This is a genomic window from Arsenophonus nasoniae DSM 15247 (assembly GCF_000429565.1).
GTDB classification, from domain to species: Bacteria; Pseudomonadota; Gammaproteobacteria; order Enterobacterales; family Enterobacteriaceae; genus Arsenophonus; species Arsenophonus nasoniae.
Genome location: NZ_AUCC01000007.1, coordinates 66,551 through 82,110 on the forward strand (window position 1 = coordinate 66,551; position 15,560 = coordinate 82,110).

12 protein-coding genes and 1 pseudogene are annotated in these 15,560 nt (G+C 37.1%); 3 read left to right on the forward strand and 10 right to left on the reverse strand.

The window, feature by feature from the left end:
- Positions 1–36: 36 nt before the first annotated feature.
- From rsgA to mscM, 3 genes are all read left to right on the forward strand, one after another.
- Positions 37–1,086: a small ribosomal subunit biogenesis GTPase RsgA gene (gene rsgA, locus G468_RS0103145; RefSeq protein ID WP_026821869.1), complete on the forward strand. Its 1,050-nt coding sequence runs from the start codon at positions 37–39 to the stop codon at positions 1,084–1,086.
- A 98-nt stretch (positions 1,087–1,184) separates the two neighbouring features.
- The gene (asd, locus tag G468_RS0103150; protein WP_210409093.1) at positions 1,185–2,102 is read left to right on the forward strand and encodes an archaetidylserine decarboxylase; all 918 of its coding nucleotides are present in this window, start codon (positions 1,185–1,187) and stop codon (positions 2,100–2,102) included.
- Between the two features lie 20 nt (positions 2,103–2,122).
- The gene (gene mscM, locus G468_RS0103155; protein ID WP_026821871.1) at positions 2,123–5,479 is read left to right on the forward strand and encodes a miniconductance mechanosensitive channel MscM; all 3,357 of its coding nucleotides are present in this window, start codon (positions 2,123–2,125) and stop codon (positions 5,477–5,479) included.
- Positions 5,480–5,612: 133 nt separating this feature from the next.
- On the opposite strand, the gene G468_RS0103160 is transcribed toward mscM, so the two are convergent.
- The 10 genes and pseudogenes from G468_RS0103160 to G468_RS0103205 all read right to left on the reverse strand — a co-directional run.
- Positions 5,613–6,395 carry a tetratricopeptide repeat protein gene (locus G468_RS0103160; protein WP_026821872.1) on the reverse strand — a complete coding sequence of 261 codons (783 nt, stop codon included), beginning with the start codon at positions 6,393–6,395 and terminating at the stop codon, positions 5,613–5,615.
- A 288-nt stretch (positions 6,396–6,683) separates the two neighbouring features.
- Positions 6,684–7,490, reverse strand: a complete 807-nt coding sequence (gene yigL, locus G468_RS0103165) for a sugar/pyridoxal phosphate phosphatase YigL (RefSeq protein WP_026821873.1) — start codon at positions 7,488–7,490, stop codon at positions 6,684–6,686.
- Positions 7,491–7,507: 17 nt separating this feature from the next.
- Positions 7,508–8,503: a lysophospholipase L2 gene (pldB, locus tag G468_RS0103170; RefSeq protein ID WP_026821874.1), complete on the reverse strand. Its 996-nt coding sequence runs from the start codon at positions 8,501–8,503 to the stop codon at positions 7,508–7,510.
- Between the two features lie 14 nt (positions 8,504–8,517).
- Positions 8,518–10,344: an ATP-dependent DNA helicase RecQ gene (gene recQ / locus G468_RS0103175; protein ID WP_026821875.1), complete on the reverse strand. Its 1,827-nt coding sequence runs from the start codon at positions 10,342–10,344 to the stop codon at positions 8,518–8,520.
- 253 nt (positions 10,345–10,597) lie between these two features.
- Complete coding sequence (locus G468_RS0103180) at positions 10,598–10,795, reverse strand: hypothetical protein (RefSeq protein ID WP_135677423.1); 198 nt, start codon at positions 10,793–10,795, stop codon at positions 10,598–10,600.
- A gap of 401 nt (positions 10,796–11,196) precedes the next feature.
- Positions 11,197–11,475, reverse strand: a complete 279-nt coding sequence (locus tag G468_RS0103185) for a hypothetical protein (protein ID WP_026821877.1) — start codon at positions 11,473–11,475, stop codon at positions 11,197–11,199.
- A gap of 208 nt (positions 11,476–11,683) precedes the next feature.
- Positions 11,684–12,811 (reverse strand): type II secretion system protein GspD, encoded by a 1,128-nt coding sequence (locus tag G468_RS0103190; protein ID WP_026821878.1) that lies wholly within the window; start codon positions 12,809–12,811, stop codon positions 11,684–11,686.
- A complete protein-coding gene (locus G468_RS0103195; RefSeq protein ID WP_026821879.1) occupies positions 12,808–13,842 on the reverse strand; it encodes a zonular occludens toxin family protein in 1,035 nt (344 codons plus the stop codon). The genes G468_RS0103190 and G468_RS0103195 overlap by 4 nt, the downstream gene beginning before the upstream one ends.
- Positions 13,843–13,852: 10 nt before the next feature.
- Positions 13,853–14,143: a DUF2523 family protein gene (locus tag G468_RS0103200; RefSeq protein WP_026821880.1), complete on the reverse strand. Its 291-nt coding sequence runs from the start codon at positions 14,141–14,143 to the stop codon at positions 13,853–13,855.
- Between the two features lie 7 nt (positions 14,144–14,150).
- Positions 14,151–15,560: pseudogene (locus G468_RS0103205) on the reverse strand (hypothetical protein); the annotation flags it as partial.

Sequence of the window (15,560 nt, forward strand, 5' to 3'; positions counted from 1 at the left end):
ACTCAATTAATAAACCAATAAAACTAGTGAGGTCAGGTGGCTAAAAAGAAATTTACTAAAGGCCAACAACGCCGAATAGATGTAAACCATCAAACTAAGCTAAAAAAACAATCTCAGCAAGATATTGATGATAATCAGCTTGGCATTCCTCAGGAAGGATTAGTTATTAGCCGTTTTGGTCAGCATGCAGATATCGAGACAAATGAAGGTGACATTCAACGCTGCAATATTCGTCGAACAATCCATTCATTAGTCACAGGTGATCGGGTTATTTGGCGTCCTGCGCTATATCAGCAATCTAATATAAAAGTTAACGGTGTCATTGAAGCAGTCTATGAACGGACCTCTCTCTTAACTCGCCCCGATTACTATGACGGACTCAGACCGATCGCGGCTAATATCGACCAAGCGATCATTGTTTCAGCAATCTTACCTCAATTATCATTAAATATTATTGATCGTTATTTAGTTGCCTGCGAAACACTTAATGTTGCACCAATTATTATTTTAAATAAAATTGACCTACTCAATATAGAGAACAGGAAAGAGATAAGTAAAGTAATAAAACTTTATCATAATATTGGTTATGAAGTTTTGGAGGTGTCTAGCCGTACTAATGAAGGAATTGATACGCTTATTAAGACCCTTATAGGAAAAATATCTATTTTTGTTGGACAATCAGGTGTTGGTAAGTCTAGTTTGATAAATAACTTACTACCTAATAATGAAGAAAAAATTTTAACCAACCAAGTATCTGATAATTCAGGATTAGGTCAACATACAACCACAACTGCGCGCCTTTACCATTTCGCCAAAGGAGGCGATCTTATTGATTCACCAGGTATCCGTGAATTTGGCTTATGGCATCTGACAAAGGAACAAATAACTAAAGGCTTTGTCGAATTTAGGCAATACTTGGGATACTGTAAATTTCGTGATTGTAAGCATTTAGATGATCCTGGATGTGCTTTACTACAAGCAGTAACCGCTGGAAAAATAGCAAAATCACGTTTTGAAAATTATCATCGTATTTTAGCAAGCATGGAACAAATAAAACCACGTAGACCTTTTATAGATAATAAATAGTTATAAATATAACTCTGGAATTCATGAAAAGCATAGGTACAATGACTATCTTTTTTTGATTACAACCCAATAACATTAGAATCAGACTAGAGGTTAATGTGCTGGAAAAAATAAAGATCAAGCTACAATATCTACTACCAAAACAAGGGCTAACACATTTAGCTGGTTGGCTTGCAGATCAAAAAGCGGCTGGATTTACTCAGTTAATGATTAAGCTTTTTGCCAAATTTTATAAAGTTGATATGACGGAAGCAAAAGAAAGCGAATTTTCAGCTTATTCTACCTTTAATGAATTTTTTACTCGCCCATTAAAAGAAAATATTCGTCCTATTGTTGTCGGCAGCAACCAACTTGCTCTACCTGCCGATGGGGTCATAAGCCAATTAGGATTAATTGTAGATGAGCAGATCTTACAAGCTAAAGGCCATTCTTATAGTTTAGCGGCATTATTAGCCGGTAATTATATACTGGCTGATAAATTTCGTAATGGGGCGTTTGTAACTACTTACTTATCTCCACGTGATTATCATCGGGTCCATATGCCTTGTGACGGTTTACTAACTGAAATGATTTATGTTCCTGGTGATCTCTTTTCCGTTAACCAACTGACTGCAACAAACGTTCCCAATCTTTTTGCTCGTAATGAACGTCTAATCTGTATTTTTGACACGTCGATTGGCAAAATGGCACAAATTCTAATAGGTGCAACAATTGTCGGCAGCATAGATACCTGCTGGTGTGGCTGCGTCAATAATGAACGTGAAGGGATTATCAAACGCTGGACTTATCCAGAAAAAGATAAAACAGGAGCCGTTTATCTGAAAAAAGGCGAAGAAATGGGAAAATTCAAACTGGGTTCAACCGTTATCAATTTGTTTGAATTTAACCATATTAAGCTTAATTCTGCATTAGAGCCAGGAACCGTCACGCGAGTAGGTGAATTATTAGCAGAATCAATTTATGCAAATACTGGGGAACATACTAGTCCACATAATTTAATAGATGGAACTGAATAATTTATCTGAGGAATCCTATTGTGCGCCTGATAGTCTGCATACTATTTAGTCTCTTATTCATCACGATACCTGTATTTGCAGCGATTAATCTTGATGAAATACAGATTAAAAAAGAGATTAAACAACTTGAAGCAAATAAAAACGCCAAAAATGCAGAAATTATTCAGGCATTACAAGTTGCGCTTAATTGGTTATCTGAGGCGCAAGAATCAGAAAAAAAAACCCGCGCTTATCAAGAAGCGATTGATGATTTCCCCAAAATCATAAAGGAATTACAACAACAATTTCTTATTGAGAGTAATAAAACAGTTACTATACCAACCAATATAACTATTCTGGAACTAGAGCAACGTATTGTTCAGGCTAGTAGTCAATTACTTGAGCAAGGCAGACAAATTCAGCGAGAACAGGATAGAAATCGTGAAATTAGCGACTCTCTTGTAACATTACCTCAACAATTATTAGATGCTCGCCGCCTGCTTTCTGACGCTATAGTAAGACTGGAATCCCTGCCTGTTCCGGTTTCTCCTTTAGCCGAAGCACAATATAATTTAGCGCAAACAGAAGTCACGGCAAGAAAGTCAAAAACCAATGAACTAGAAATAGCCCAGCTTTCAGCCAATAATCGCCAAGAAATTGCACGCTTACGCATTGAGCTTTTTAAAAAACGTTATCAGCAAATTGATCAAGAGCTTCAACAACTACGAAATCATCTAAACTTTCAGCGCCAACAGAAAGCACAATTGGCACTTAAACACACTGAAATGCTTGCTGCTCAAGGCGGGGAACTGCCTAAATTTTTAACAGAGCAATTGCAACTAAACCGTAAATTATCACAACGGCTTAATGAACAAGCATACAGAATAAATGATATTGAACAAAGGCAACGCCAGACTTCCAGTGATATACTAACCGTTCGTCAAGCACTTGGCACAATTCGCGAGCAAGCCCAATGGTTAAGTGGTTCAACGACTTTGGGTGAAGCATTACGCGCACAGTTATACCATTTGCCAGAAATTCCAAAAAATCAGCAAATTGACAGAGAAATTGTCAACAAGCGTATTGATCGCCTTAAGTACCAAGATATGTTGGAAAATCTCAACCCCAACAATAAAGAGGCTGAGGAAAAGCAAGCCGAAACAAAAAATTTCACGGCAGAACAAACGCAAATTTATGAGTCACTCGTCCAAACTCGGAAAGAATTATTAAGCTCAATAATTTCTGGTTATGACAGTGAAATATTGGAATTAACCAAGCTAAACGTTGCAGCAACCCAGTTAACAGATGCATTAACAGATATCAAAGATGCGACCCATCGTTATATGTTCTGGATCGCGGATACCGATCCTATAAATCTCAACTATCCAATTACAATAGTAAAAGATCTGACTCGCTTACTATCGTTAGATACGCTATCTCAACTTAGTGGAGCAATTAGCGTTATCTTCGCCAGCCAGGATAGCTTGTTATACCTGCTCGCTGCTGTTGCTATCGTCATCTTTAGCATTAGTACCCATCAGCATTACAATAATTTTCTTCTTCGTGCCAGTACACGGATCGGTAAAGTAACCCAGGATCGCTTTGCGCTAACCTTACGAACCGTATTTTGGTCTATTCTGATTGCACTTCCTTTACCTATTTTATGGTCAGCGATTGGTTACGGCCTACAAAGCGCCTGGCAATTCCCAATGGCCACAGCTATTGGCTCAGGTGTGAGAGCGACAACACCGGTTTTATGGGTTTTTATGATTAGTGCCACTTTTGCACTGCCAAATGGATTGTTTATTTCTCATTTTGGTTGGTCAGAAGAAAACGTAAAAAGAGCAATGCGTTATTATCAACTATCAGTTTTTGTCATAGTGCCGTTGATGATGGCCTTGATTACGTTTGAATATTACAATGACCGTGAATTTGCTCCAAGCTTAGGTAGACTTTGCTTCTTATTATTGTGTATTGCGCTAAGTCTAATTACACATAACCTCAAAAGGGTTGGCGTACCCCTTTATTTAGATCGCCACGGCTCAGGCGAGAATGCAATTAGCAATTTATTGTGGTTATTACTTATCATAGCGCCAATTTTTTCTGCTGTTGCAGCACTCTTGGGTTATCTTTCAACATCCGAAGAGCTTTTAGCCAGGCTAGAAACCTCTGTTGCAATCTGGTTTTTTTTACTGATTATTTATCACATTATCCGCCGCTGGATGTCTATCCAACGGCGTAAAATTGCTTTTGAAAGAGCAAAACAACGGCGCGCTGACATTCTCGCTCAACGGGCAAAAGATGAAGGTGACAATAATAGTAATATTAATAGTAGCGGCGAAGCCTTAGTCGATATCGAAGAAAGTACAATTGACTTAGATACAATCAGTGCCCAGTCTTTAGGTCTAGTGCGTTCTATTCTTACCATGATAGCGTTAGTCTCACTGATTTTAATTTGGTCTGAGCTACATTCAGCATTCTCTTTTCTGGAAAATGTCCGGCTTTGGAATGTAACTACCACGATAAATGGTGTAGATACCATTCAACCTATTACCCTCAGCTCTCTCTTTATTACTATTCTTATTATTATAATTACTGCACAACTAATTAGAAATTTGCCGGCATTATTGGAACTCGCCCTGTTACAACACCTTGATTTAACTCCCGGAACAGGTTATGCAATCACTACTTTGACTAAATATACTATTGCGCTTATAGGTAGCTTAGTTGCATTTTCGATGCTTGGGATTGAGTGGTCAAAACTACAATGGTTAATTGCTGCCATGGGTGTTGGACTAGGTTTTGGTCTCCAAGAAATCTTTACCAATATCATCTCAGGTTTAATGATCTTATTTGAGAAACCAATTCGTATTGGCGATACCGTCACTATCCGTGACTTAACAGGTAGCATTACCAAAATCAATACTAGGGCAACAACCTTGACAGATTGGGATCGCAAAGAAATTATTGTTCCTAATAAGGCATTTATTACCGAACAATTCATTAACTGGTCGTTATCCGATACCATCACGCGTATTGTTTTAACCATTCCAGCACCCGCTGATATAGATAGTGCCGAGATCAGTCGGATCTTACTGAATGCTGCTGAGAAAACACCGATGATTTTAACTAACCCGGCACCTGAGGTATATCTGGTTGATTTACAACAAGGCATTCAAATCTTTGAATTACGTATCTACGCGGCAGAAATGGGGCATAGGATGCCAGCCCGACATGAAGTTCATCAAAATATATTAATCGGTTTTGCGCAGCATGGGATCACGCTACCGTTTCCTCCCTTTCAAGCTCGAATTGATATAGCCAGTAATAACCTATTAAAAAGTGCAACAAAAAATAGATCCGGGCGCAACCTAGCAAGAAAAGCAGGAGAATTATAAAGTGCAATGAACTTTCGCCATTAAATAATAGGGATAACTCGCATAAAATTTAAACAAAATATATCATATTTATTTTTAAAATAAATATAATATTATTTTTAATATATAATGGATTTAATCTAGTAATTAATTTTTAATCAATTGGGGTGGGATACTTTTTAATATAACGTTCAGCTAATGCCTCTGCTGCCTTCATTTCTTTAACAGAAAACAATTTTCCGATCTTATCATGAAATTTTTGACTTTCTTTATTACCATTACAAGCGGCGGTAGCTAACCATGCATAGGCCTTTTTATTATCTTTATTAACACCATGTCCCTCTGCATACATAACACCTAAACGATCCTGAGCTTTAGCATATCCCTGTTTTGCGGCGTGCTTGAACCAATAGACGGCTTTTTTGTAATCTTTTATCACACCGTTGCCAATACTATACATTAATCCCAAATTAAATTGTGCCAATGCATAACCCCCTTTTGATGCTTGCTCAAACCAATATGCTGCTTCCGGTAAATTTCGTTTCACACCTAATCCATGAGCATACATAGTAGCCATATTGCTTTGCGCACGAACATGTTGTTGGATTGCTGCCCTCTGGTACCATTCTATTGCCTGATCATAATTACGCCTAACACCAAAACCATTAACATACATGGTAGCGAGCCTAAACTGCGCATCTGCATTACCTAATTCAGCCGATTTCAAATACCAAACAACGGACTGTTTGAAATCTTGAGAAATTCCTTGTCCACGAAAATATTTTTCCCCCAATTCATACTGAGCTTTATCATTACCTTGTTCAGCTAATTGCTGTAATTGCGTTATTACATTAGATTTTGTATTTGTTATATCAGCAGAGACCAAAGAACCATAACTCAATATTCCTAGCGTAAATACCAGAATTAATTTTCTCATATCGCCAGCTCCTTTTTATAACTAACGCTTCAAAAATTATACTAAGATAATAGTTAATCTTAGTATCCCTTTATTTCGCACTATAAAAATCAAAAATAGATTTAAGCAATTTATTTTCCATAATATAAATATAAGTCATAATAAATTTTAAAAATTCATTATTAATTGACTTGTTGATATAATTAAAAAACAAAATCACTTTAGCAAATTAATAATAAATTATTTTGTTGTTTTCTAAAGTGAATTTTCGTAACCTCAATTTAGATGGTTTTTATCTGCAGCAAATATTTAAATACCACTATAAAGTCGACGCAAATAATAAGAAACCGCTTCTTCTTCATTAGAACCAATTATTTCCATATCGGGTAAATTATCTCGCAATAATTGATGTGAGTTTTTCATTATGCAGCCTTTTCCCGCCATCGTTAACATTTCATAATCATTCATTCCATCACCAAAAGCGATACAATCCTGCAAAGTATAGCCTAATAAATTGGCTACCTGTTTTAATGCATTTCCTTTGGAAACACTACCATTCATAACTTCTAAACAACTTGGTAATGAAAAACTAACGTTGATACGATTGCCCCAACGATTGCTTATTTGTTCCTGTAATAGCAATAATTGCTGATGATCTTCACAAGTAAAATAGACTTTGCTCACATCGGTCGTAGAAAAATTATCACGCTCAAAAAGTTGATAGTGAAAAACAGACTCTTTAAAAAATGCTTTTTGTTCTGGGCTCTCCCGATTAATTAACCAATTATTGCTAGAATAATAGTTTGTCAGAATATTTGGATTATCAAACTCCATTAGACAGAGCTCATGAACAATATTAGGATCAAGATTATGCTTTAAGATAAGCTCGCCATTAGTATTATGTACCCTAGCACCATTAGATGTGATCATATAAGCATTAATACCTAACCCATTACGGATCTGATCAACATCAATATAGTGGCGACCCGTAGCAAAAATGAAATGAATATTTTTTTCTGCTAATAATTTTAACGTTTCTTTTGTATATAGCGGTAAAGTGTGGTCAGGAGATAGTAAAGTACCATCTAAATCTGAAGCAACAACAGAATACGTCATTGTTTTTCCTTGGTTAATCAATGTTGATCAAAAAAATCACAAATTGCATTAAGTGCCATAGCACGTAACACATCATTTTCAAATAATATTTCGTGGTCTGCCCCTTCTATAATTAAAGGTAGCTTTTCCCCTCTTCCCATCTGCATTTTTTGTCGAGCGAGACAAAATTTCTGAATATCCCGATTACTAACAACCTTATCTTCACTCGCTTGTAATAGCATAAGCGGAACCTCAATTTCTCCCGCTTTTTCAATTAAACTAGTACAAAACTGCAGACTTTCTCCGATCCAATGATAAGTTGGACCTCCAATACGTAATTCAGGATAATCAGCATAATAACGTAAATAACGCCGATAACGTTCATAACTATGAGTCAATATGTTAATAATATAGGGTAATGGCTGCCATTTACCGGTTGATACTGCATAATCATCACGGGTATTAGCGCTCGCCTCAGCACACTGAATGATAAAATTTGCCAACCAACGTGAGACCGGTAAATTAATGCCCAGCATCGGAGCACATAAAACTGCGGCATTAAAAATCAGACTATCACTTAACAGATAGCCACCGAGAATAGCCCCTCCCATTGAATGGGAGAGTGCATAACGACGTGAATAGTATCGCGGCTTAATCTCAAGGGTGATAAAAGATTCAAAATCATCAATATAATCAGTAAATTTTTCGACATGTCCCTTTTGAGGATCGGCCAACATTCTTCCCGATCGACCTTGTCCACGATGATCTATGATAAAAATATCATAACCAAGATGATAAAAATCATAAGCAACTTCAGGATATTTTACATAACTTTCACTGCGTCCGGGCAAAATGACAATCGCTTTATCATGCTGAGCGGAGCAAATTTTTACATAACGAATAGGAATATTATCGACGCCAATAAATTCTGCTTCATCACGCATTTTCCAAAAATCTAAAAGCGGACCATTAGCAAAAGCTAAAAACTGAGATTCACGCGTCAGCCAACTCGCTTTTAGCATGTCAGGCGTCATAATTGCTCCTCAATTCATTCAAAACCAGCCAGATGATCACGAATCAATGTCATGAATGCTTCTCCAAATCGCGCTAATTTTCTTTGGCCTACACCATTAATCAATAGTAATTCATTCGGCTGGACAGGATATCGCTCCGCCATCTCTATTAAAGTGGCATCGTTAAAAACAACAAAAGGTGGAATATTTTCTTCATTCGCAATAACTTTTCGCAATTGACGTAATTTAGCAAATAATTTTTTATCATAATGACTTTGGTAGTTTTTATTTTGCTGATTACGGCTTTTTTTCGATAAGACTCTAGCAACAGCCAGCTGTAATGGCACCTGGCCACGCAATATCGGTCGAGCCGCTTCTGTTAATTGTAATGCTGAAAAATGGGCAATATTTTGGCTCACTAACCCCATATGAATAAGTTGCCGACACACACTCACCCAATGCTCATGACTCTGTTCTTTACCTAAGCCATAAACTGGCAACTTATCATGGCCAAATTCACGAATACGTTGATGATTCGCACCGCGCAAAATGTCAACAATATAGCCGATACCAAAACGCTGCCCTGTTCGATAAATACAAGAAAGTACTTTCTGAGCATCAATTAGGCCATCATACCGTTTCGGTGGATCTAAACAAATATCGCAGTTACCACAAGGCTGCTGCCGATTTTCACCAAAATAATTTAACAATACTAGCCGGCGACAGGTTTGCGCCTCGGCAAAAGCGCTCATCGCATTCAATTTATGACGTTCAATTTCTTGCAATTGTCCGGCAGGCTTTTCCGCTAAACAACGACGCAACCAGGATAAATCAGCAGGATCATAAAATAAGATTGCCTCTGCAGCTAAGCCATCACGCCCAGCTCTCCCCGTTTCTTGATAATAAGATTCTATATTACGGGCAATATCAAAATGGACGACAAAACGGACATTAGATTTATTAATTCCCATACCAAATGCCACCGTTGCTACCACCACTTGCAAGTCATCTTTTTGAAAAGCATCTTGTACTTTGGCGCGTTGTGTATTATCAAGACCAGCATGATAAGCCGCCGCACTTAAACCGCGTTTATGCAATCGCTCAGCTGTCTCTTCCGCTTTACTGCGACTATTGCAATAAACAATACCACTGTTACCTTTTTGTCCTTTAATAAAAAACCAAAGTTGATCAAGAGGCTTATATTTTTCTACTAAAGTATAACGAATATTAGGTCGATCGAAGCTGCTAATATGGACAAGTGGTTCACACAGTTCAAGACCGTGAATAATATCATTACGCGTTGTTTGATCCGCAGTGGCGGTTAAGGCAATAACCGGTAACTGCGAAAAGCGACGCCGCAATTGCCCTAATGCTCGATATTCAGGACGAAAATCATGTCCCCACTGTGAAATACAATGGGCTTCATCGACAGCCAATAAAACCGGATTTAATTTTGGCAATCGATCAAGAAAATTATCCATAACCAATCGTTCTGGAGCAATATAAAGTAATTTTATTTTGCCTTGTCGACAATACTCAATGACCTGCTTTTGCTGTTGCCCAGTTTGGCTTGAATTAAGATAACTGGCTTCGATACCATACTGAGAAAGCTGATCAACTTGATCTTTCATTAATGAAATTAGGGGGGAAACTACTATTGTTAAGCCGGGCAAAATTAAAGCGGGTATTTGATAACAGAGAGATTTTCCTCCCCCGGTTGGCATGACGACCAAACAATCTTGCTTGGTAAGTATAGTATTAATAATTTGTTCTTGGCCTGGCCGAAATTGCTGATAACCAAAAATCTGCTGCAACACTTGCCGAGCCGGGGATGTAATATTGATAATTTCCGCAGTAGACACTGGTATCCCTAATAAACGTGACTAATCAATTTTGATAAAAAGCGGTAAATAAATATATGCTACCTGACTCTGATAAGAATTACAGCATCTCATTAGTTTCCGCTAAAAAAATAAAACGTTAGAAGAAAAAAGATCACTCCGTACTAAATAACTATTTATTTTTGCCAGTTTATGAATCAAATCATAGAAAAACCGTTAATCTTTGCATAGTATCAACCATTAATTAACATAATATCTAAATATTGTGCGAACCTTAATACATATGTTCAAAATCGGGATCATCTATATCACTGACACAATCTAGTAATAATGAAGGTTTCTCTCTATATCTACGCTCGCAAATTTGTCGCTTTCGCCATTCTCTATCATGCTTTTTTATAATCGCTTTTTTTTCTTCTAGTGTGTATTTTGAAAAACCATTTTTACACCCAACCAGAACTAATGAACTCAAGGTCAACACCAATAAGTATTTCATCATTGTTTTTACTCAGTATCTTCACTCAAACACTAATACTAACAATTGACATTGCAAAAAAACAGGCTTGGCAGGAGGCGCAAGCGCAGGGTTTCCTGCTACTCGATTAGTCCCCCCTGGCTTCGGCGGTTTTCCATTCAGTTATCTTTGTGATTTCAATCTGCCGCCTTACATGTCCTGACGGACATTTTAAAACATAAAAAAAAGCCCGCCATAAAGTAGCGGGTTTTCCTGATGTTAGTGTGATGCGACTCAAAATCAGAAGTGGCGGTATTTCATAATTGATTTTAGAAGTTATGACCTAATACCGAATCGATATTATCTCATCGAATAAAATACCCTAGGTGCGTTTAACGCACCTAGATTGACAGCCTTTTTTATGTCTTACGAATGCGTTGCTGGCAATCATACAAAGCAAATAACACTAAACGAACATGAAATACCGTTAATAATCCCGTCAATGACGCTGGCTCAAATTTCATTCTGGATTCTGTTATCGTCTGTCTCACCACTTTATACGCCACTGAACGCAACACTGAGATTTCTTTTTGTGGAATGCCAAAAGCAAATAACAATGCCGTTTCAAACTGCACTGGCGTTAATTCAGGAAAAAGATTGCGTAACTCTGGATATTGAGTAGGATCGAACACAGTCATATAGACCTCTGCTTAGGTTTATGTGATAGCTGTATAGTCAGATGGACGTCTGGCTATACAGCGCTAAAAAACAGCGTAACGCTTAACAAACAACATTTTAAAACTGAACAGATTATAACGATTATTACCCGTGACAACCTTCGTTCTCCGTTCATAAAAATCTGCCTCCTCGCTCAGCTGCGGGGGACGATTTTTATGAACGGAAAACTTAAATCACTTTCACCTGTAATAAAACGACAATATCTGTTTTAGTCCTTGACGTAGACTTACCCGATAAAAAACCTTTAGGCAAAAAACTAAAACCCGTTCCCCCTTCTTCCAGCTTATTCTCTGCTAAACCCCCAAGCACAATCACATCACCACTTTTTACAGTGACATCAGTGACAATATCCCGTTTAATCAACGTAGGAGATTGATTAACGCCTGTATCCGTTTTCACAAAGTTAGATAATTGCTGCTGAATTTTTAAATCAATTGCCTGACTTTTTATCGTTGGCTGAATATCGAATATCACCCCACTTGAACGGTATTCAACAGACTGAACAGGACGACCATCCTGATAAGTCACACTGGATAAAACAGGGACATCAGAGCCTACACTAAAATTTCCTTTTGAACCGGATTTAACCCGTAATGTTGGACTACTCACCACATGAAAACGGCTATCAGTGCGAAATAATTCAATCATCGCATCCAGATTGCCCGTATTAATCGTAATAAAATTCTCATAATTTTGTTTTATGCCAATATTAATGCCCAGTTTTCCTGACAATAATTTAGCTAATAAATTAATTCCACTGCCTTCTTTTTCAATATCCTGAACCTCAAACACATAACCAGTCACAACCAGTTCACGTGAAGGTGTATCGACAGAACTCAACACACGCTGAACGCGTACAATCTCCTCTTTCGTACCGTAAAAAACCAATTTATCACCATTAGCCGCAATCTCCCCTTCGGACTTTAAAAAACCCTGAAGATAGTCAACATCACGGTGTATCGGATTATAAACAAAACTCTGTTTGATTACTTTAGGTTCAGGTGGCTTAACCTTAACCAGATAAACCACCCCTTGTTTTTCATAAACACGAATATTCATATTCTCAAAATAACGAATAATAAACTGATTAAAATCCTGCTTTTCCGTAGCATGAAAACTCATTAAACTCAAATCATTCGCTAAATTAGGGTCAAGCATATAAGGCTTTTGCAAAACTTCATCATAAATCAGCGAAATCGCTTTAGGTAATGGAACCGCTTCAAGCTTAAAATCAACATTCTTTGCGTCAACAGAAAAAATAAAGAAAAATACCCCCCCCCATAATGCTTTATTCACTGTCCACCTCCTGAATAATAATTCACTAACTGCCCATCAATTTCTCCCTGTAAAAGACGTCCGTTAAACTGAAACTGACTCCGTGGCTCAAGACGTAACTGCCCTTGTTTATCCGCTAGAATGACATACGCTTTCCCTTCTCTGAGCAGTTCCCCTGTAATACGCCATTTTGACGATAAAACCACTTTAGACGAACGGATGGAAAAACTAGCTACTGGATTAGAACTTTGAGAAACAGAATTAACAGATTGCGCATGTTTCGGCTTTTCAGGATTTAAATACTGATTGAAGTACTGATAAACGAAATAAAGAGAAACCAGAATAGCCAAAGGCACAAGCACCATTAACATCAACACTTTTGTTGATGAAAAAATAGACTGCCGTTTATCCGTCTTTAAGGTATTAGGATTATTTCCCTCAACCGATTTATAAAGCTCAAAAATCGCCTTATCGTATTTTTCCTGATAATAATTCATCCGATTCGATTTGGTGATTTTAACGCCTTGAAACACATCAACCCGATAGCGATTACTTAATCCCAGAGAAACATGCTTTTGCATCCGATAGGTTGTTTCAATACGGGCTTTAATAAAACGGGGAATATCCGTTACCGTCTGATTAATCACCACCAAATCAGACATAATACCCGTCTTTTTATTGATAAAATGACCATGTTCAGCAATAAACGAACGATGATTTTTAGGAATATCTTTATCGCTGCCCCATACCCGCCAAACTTCATCAATCACCACCAAATCGCCAGCCTGACAAAAGGTAGACTGATTTTCCATCGACGGTAAAAAATCTTCATCAAGACACTGACCATTCTCAACGTGAACCAATAAGCCTAATTTTTCATGCATCAATTTTTTATTTTGTTTCAGGCAATAATCTTTTATTTTTTGCTCATTCAGCCCGTAAATATTAGAAACAACACGACGACCGGACGCAATCGCAGGAACAATAACCGATTTCACCACCTCGTAAGACTTGCCGGAGCGAGGAACGCCGACATAAGCAGTAATTGGCATACGAATCCCCTTACCCGATTATCGGCAATCTACGGATAATAAAGCGCGTCACCATTGCTGATATCACCAATGGCACGCCAAATGGAAACTGTAATAAATTTAGGAAATACCAAATCGCATCAGGCAAAGCAGCAAAAAGCTCCGCTAAATTTGTCGATTTAAGCAAAAACACGTCTATAACAATAGGAATAAACTCTGTCGTAATATAAAACAACGCAAAAAACAAAAAAAACTTAGGCACAATTCCTTTAAAAACAAACTCAAATGCACCACTGAATAACGTAATAAATAATCGTCCCATATATCACCTATGCACTTAATAATTTCCGCAATGCGATAAATGCCCAAACCAACGCAAATATGGTTCCAATAACTCCCCTGTTTTGTTCAATCAACGGACAATGTGAGTCAATTTTGTAATCTTTGCCATAAAATGGAACACTCCAGACCGGACACTGAACATTACGGGACGGTAAACTAAAATTTTGCAAGAAGGGAAAAAACGACTTATAAGGCTGTAATATCTGTTCCGCCGTTGGCATTTTTAAGTCAGGATATTTAATATCATTCTCTTTAAAATCCACATTATTGCCGGATAAATCACCTGATTCATTATTATTGGAATATGATGGCATCACCTGAATAGGTGAATGAGAATTAAGTTGTGCAGGTTTAAACCATTCACTTTTTTTAAGATTAGATAATTCAGGATTACTGGAAGTGACTTCTTCCTTAGAAATTGCATTACTTGAGCTATAGGGAACGCCTTGATAATCCGTAGATAAAGAAGCTTCCATAAATATATCATTATAAAATTTTGTTAATTCATCAATATCTATCGAAACCTCGTTTAATTTTTTTAAAAAAGATTCTTTAACTTGATTAGGCTGTTTTTCAGGTTCTTTTGGAATACCTTTGAAACCACTATTAGTATGAACATGAACATTAGTCTCAAATTTTCCCACCTCGCCTTTTTTATAAAAACCCCGAGATTCAGTATAGACACCCACGTATTCTAATGTCACAAAACCCATATCTTTATTAATACGCTTTACGCTAGGCGAATCAACACTACAAGCGACTCCAGCTAATCCACAAACTTTTTTTTGATTTGAATTTTTATATTGATAAAAATAAGACAAAGCAACACTTGCCCAATCATAACCCTGTATGATTTTCTTATTAAAATAAGTATAAAATGGATAAGAGTTATTTAATGAATCCGAAATAATGACATCACCATTTTCTGTTGTATTTATTGTTATAAAAAAGGGATTATCTGGAGATGGCTCAAAATCTGAAATATAGTTTTTTCCATTTATAAAAACATCATACCGACCATCATCTCTTTTCTTACCACTCGTAGCGACTTTAATTTCATCAGAAACAAAAGCATTTTCATTTATAGTCCCAATGCTATAACCCACGCCAGCCCAGCTCAACGCCCCTCCAACGGACTTATAAATTGATTTATCACTTATCTTTGATGAAATACGTTTCAACAGTGAACTTGAAATAGAACGGCTTGTATTACTCACTAAGGATAAATACACGGCATCATTAGCAGCAATAGCAGAAGCTCTCGTCGCTATTATTCTGGCTAAACCCGCACCAATAGCCGTACGAGCAAGTAAAATCGCCGGATTCGCATAGGAATAATAAATAGGAAAAAATAAAAAGATAAAAATCAAATGATAAACAACCATTTTTTTCTTCAA

What these genes read in the sequence shown, in the direction of transcription:
- G468_RS0103160 (WP_026821872.1), bottom strand. Translation starts at nt 6,395, where the DNA reads ATGAGAAAATTAATTCTGGTATTTACGCTAGGAATATTGAGTTATGGT.
- yigL (WP_026821873.1), bottom strand. Translation starts at nt 7,490, where the DNA reads ATGACGTATTCTGTTGTTGCTTCAGATTTAGATGGTACTTTACTATCT.
- pldB (WP_026821874.1), bottom strand. Translation starts at nt 8,503, where the DNA reads ATGACGCCTGACATGCTAAAAGCGAGTTGGCTGACGCGTGAATCTCAG.
- G468_RS0103185 (WP_026821877.1), bottom strand. Translation starts at nt 11,475, where the DNA reads ATGACTGTGTTCGATCCTACTCAATATCCAGAGTTACGCAATCTTTTT.
- G468_RS0103195 (WP_026821879.1), bottom strand. Translation starts at nt 13,842, where the DNA reads ATGCCAATTACTGCTTATGTCGGCGTTCCTCGCTCCGGCAAGTCTTAC.
- G468_RS0103200 (WP_026821880.1), bottom strand. Translation starts at nt 14,143, where the DNA reads ATGGGACGATTATTTATTACGTTATTCAGTGGTGCATTTGAGTTTGTT.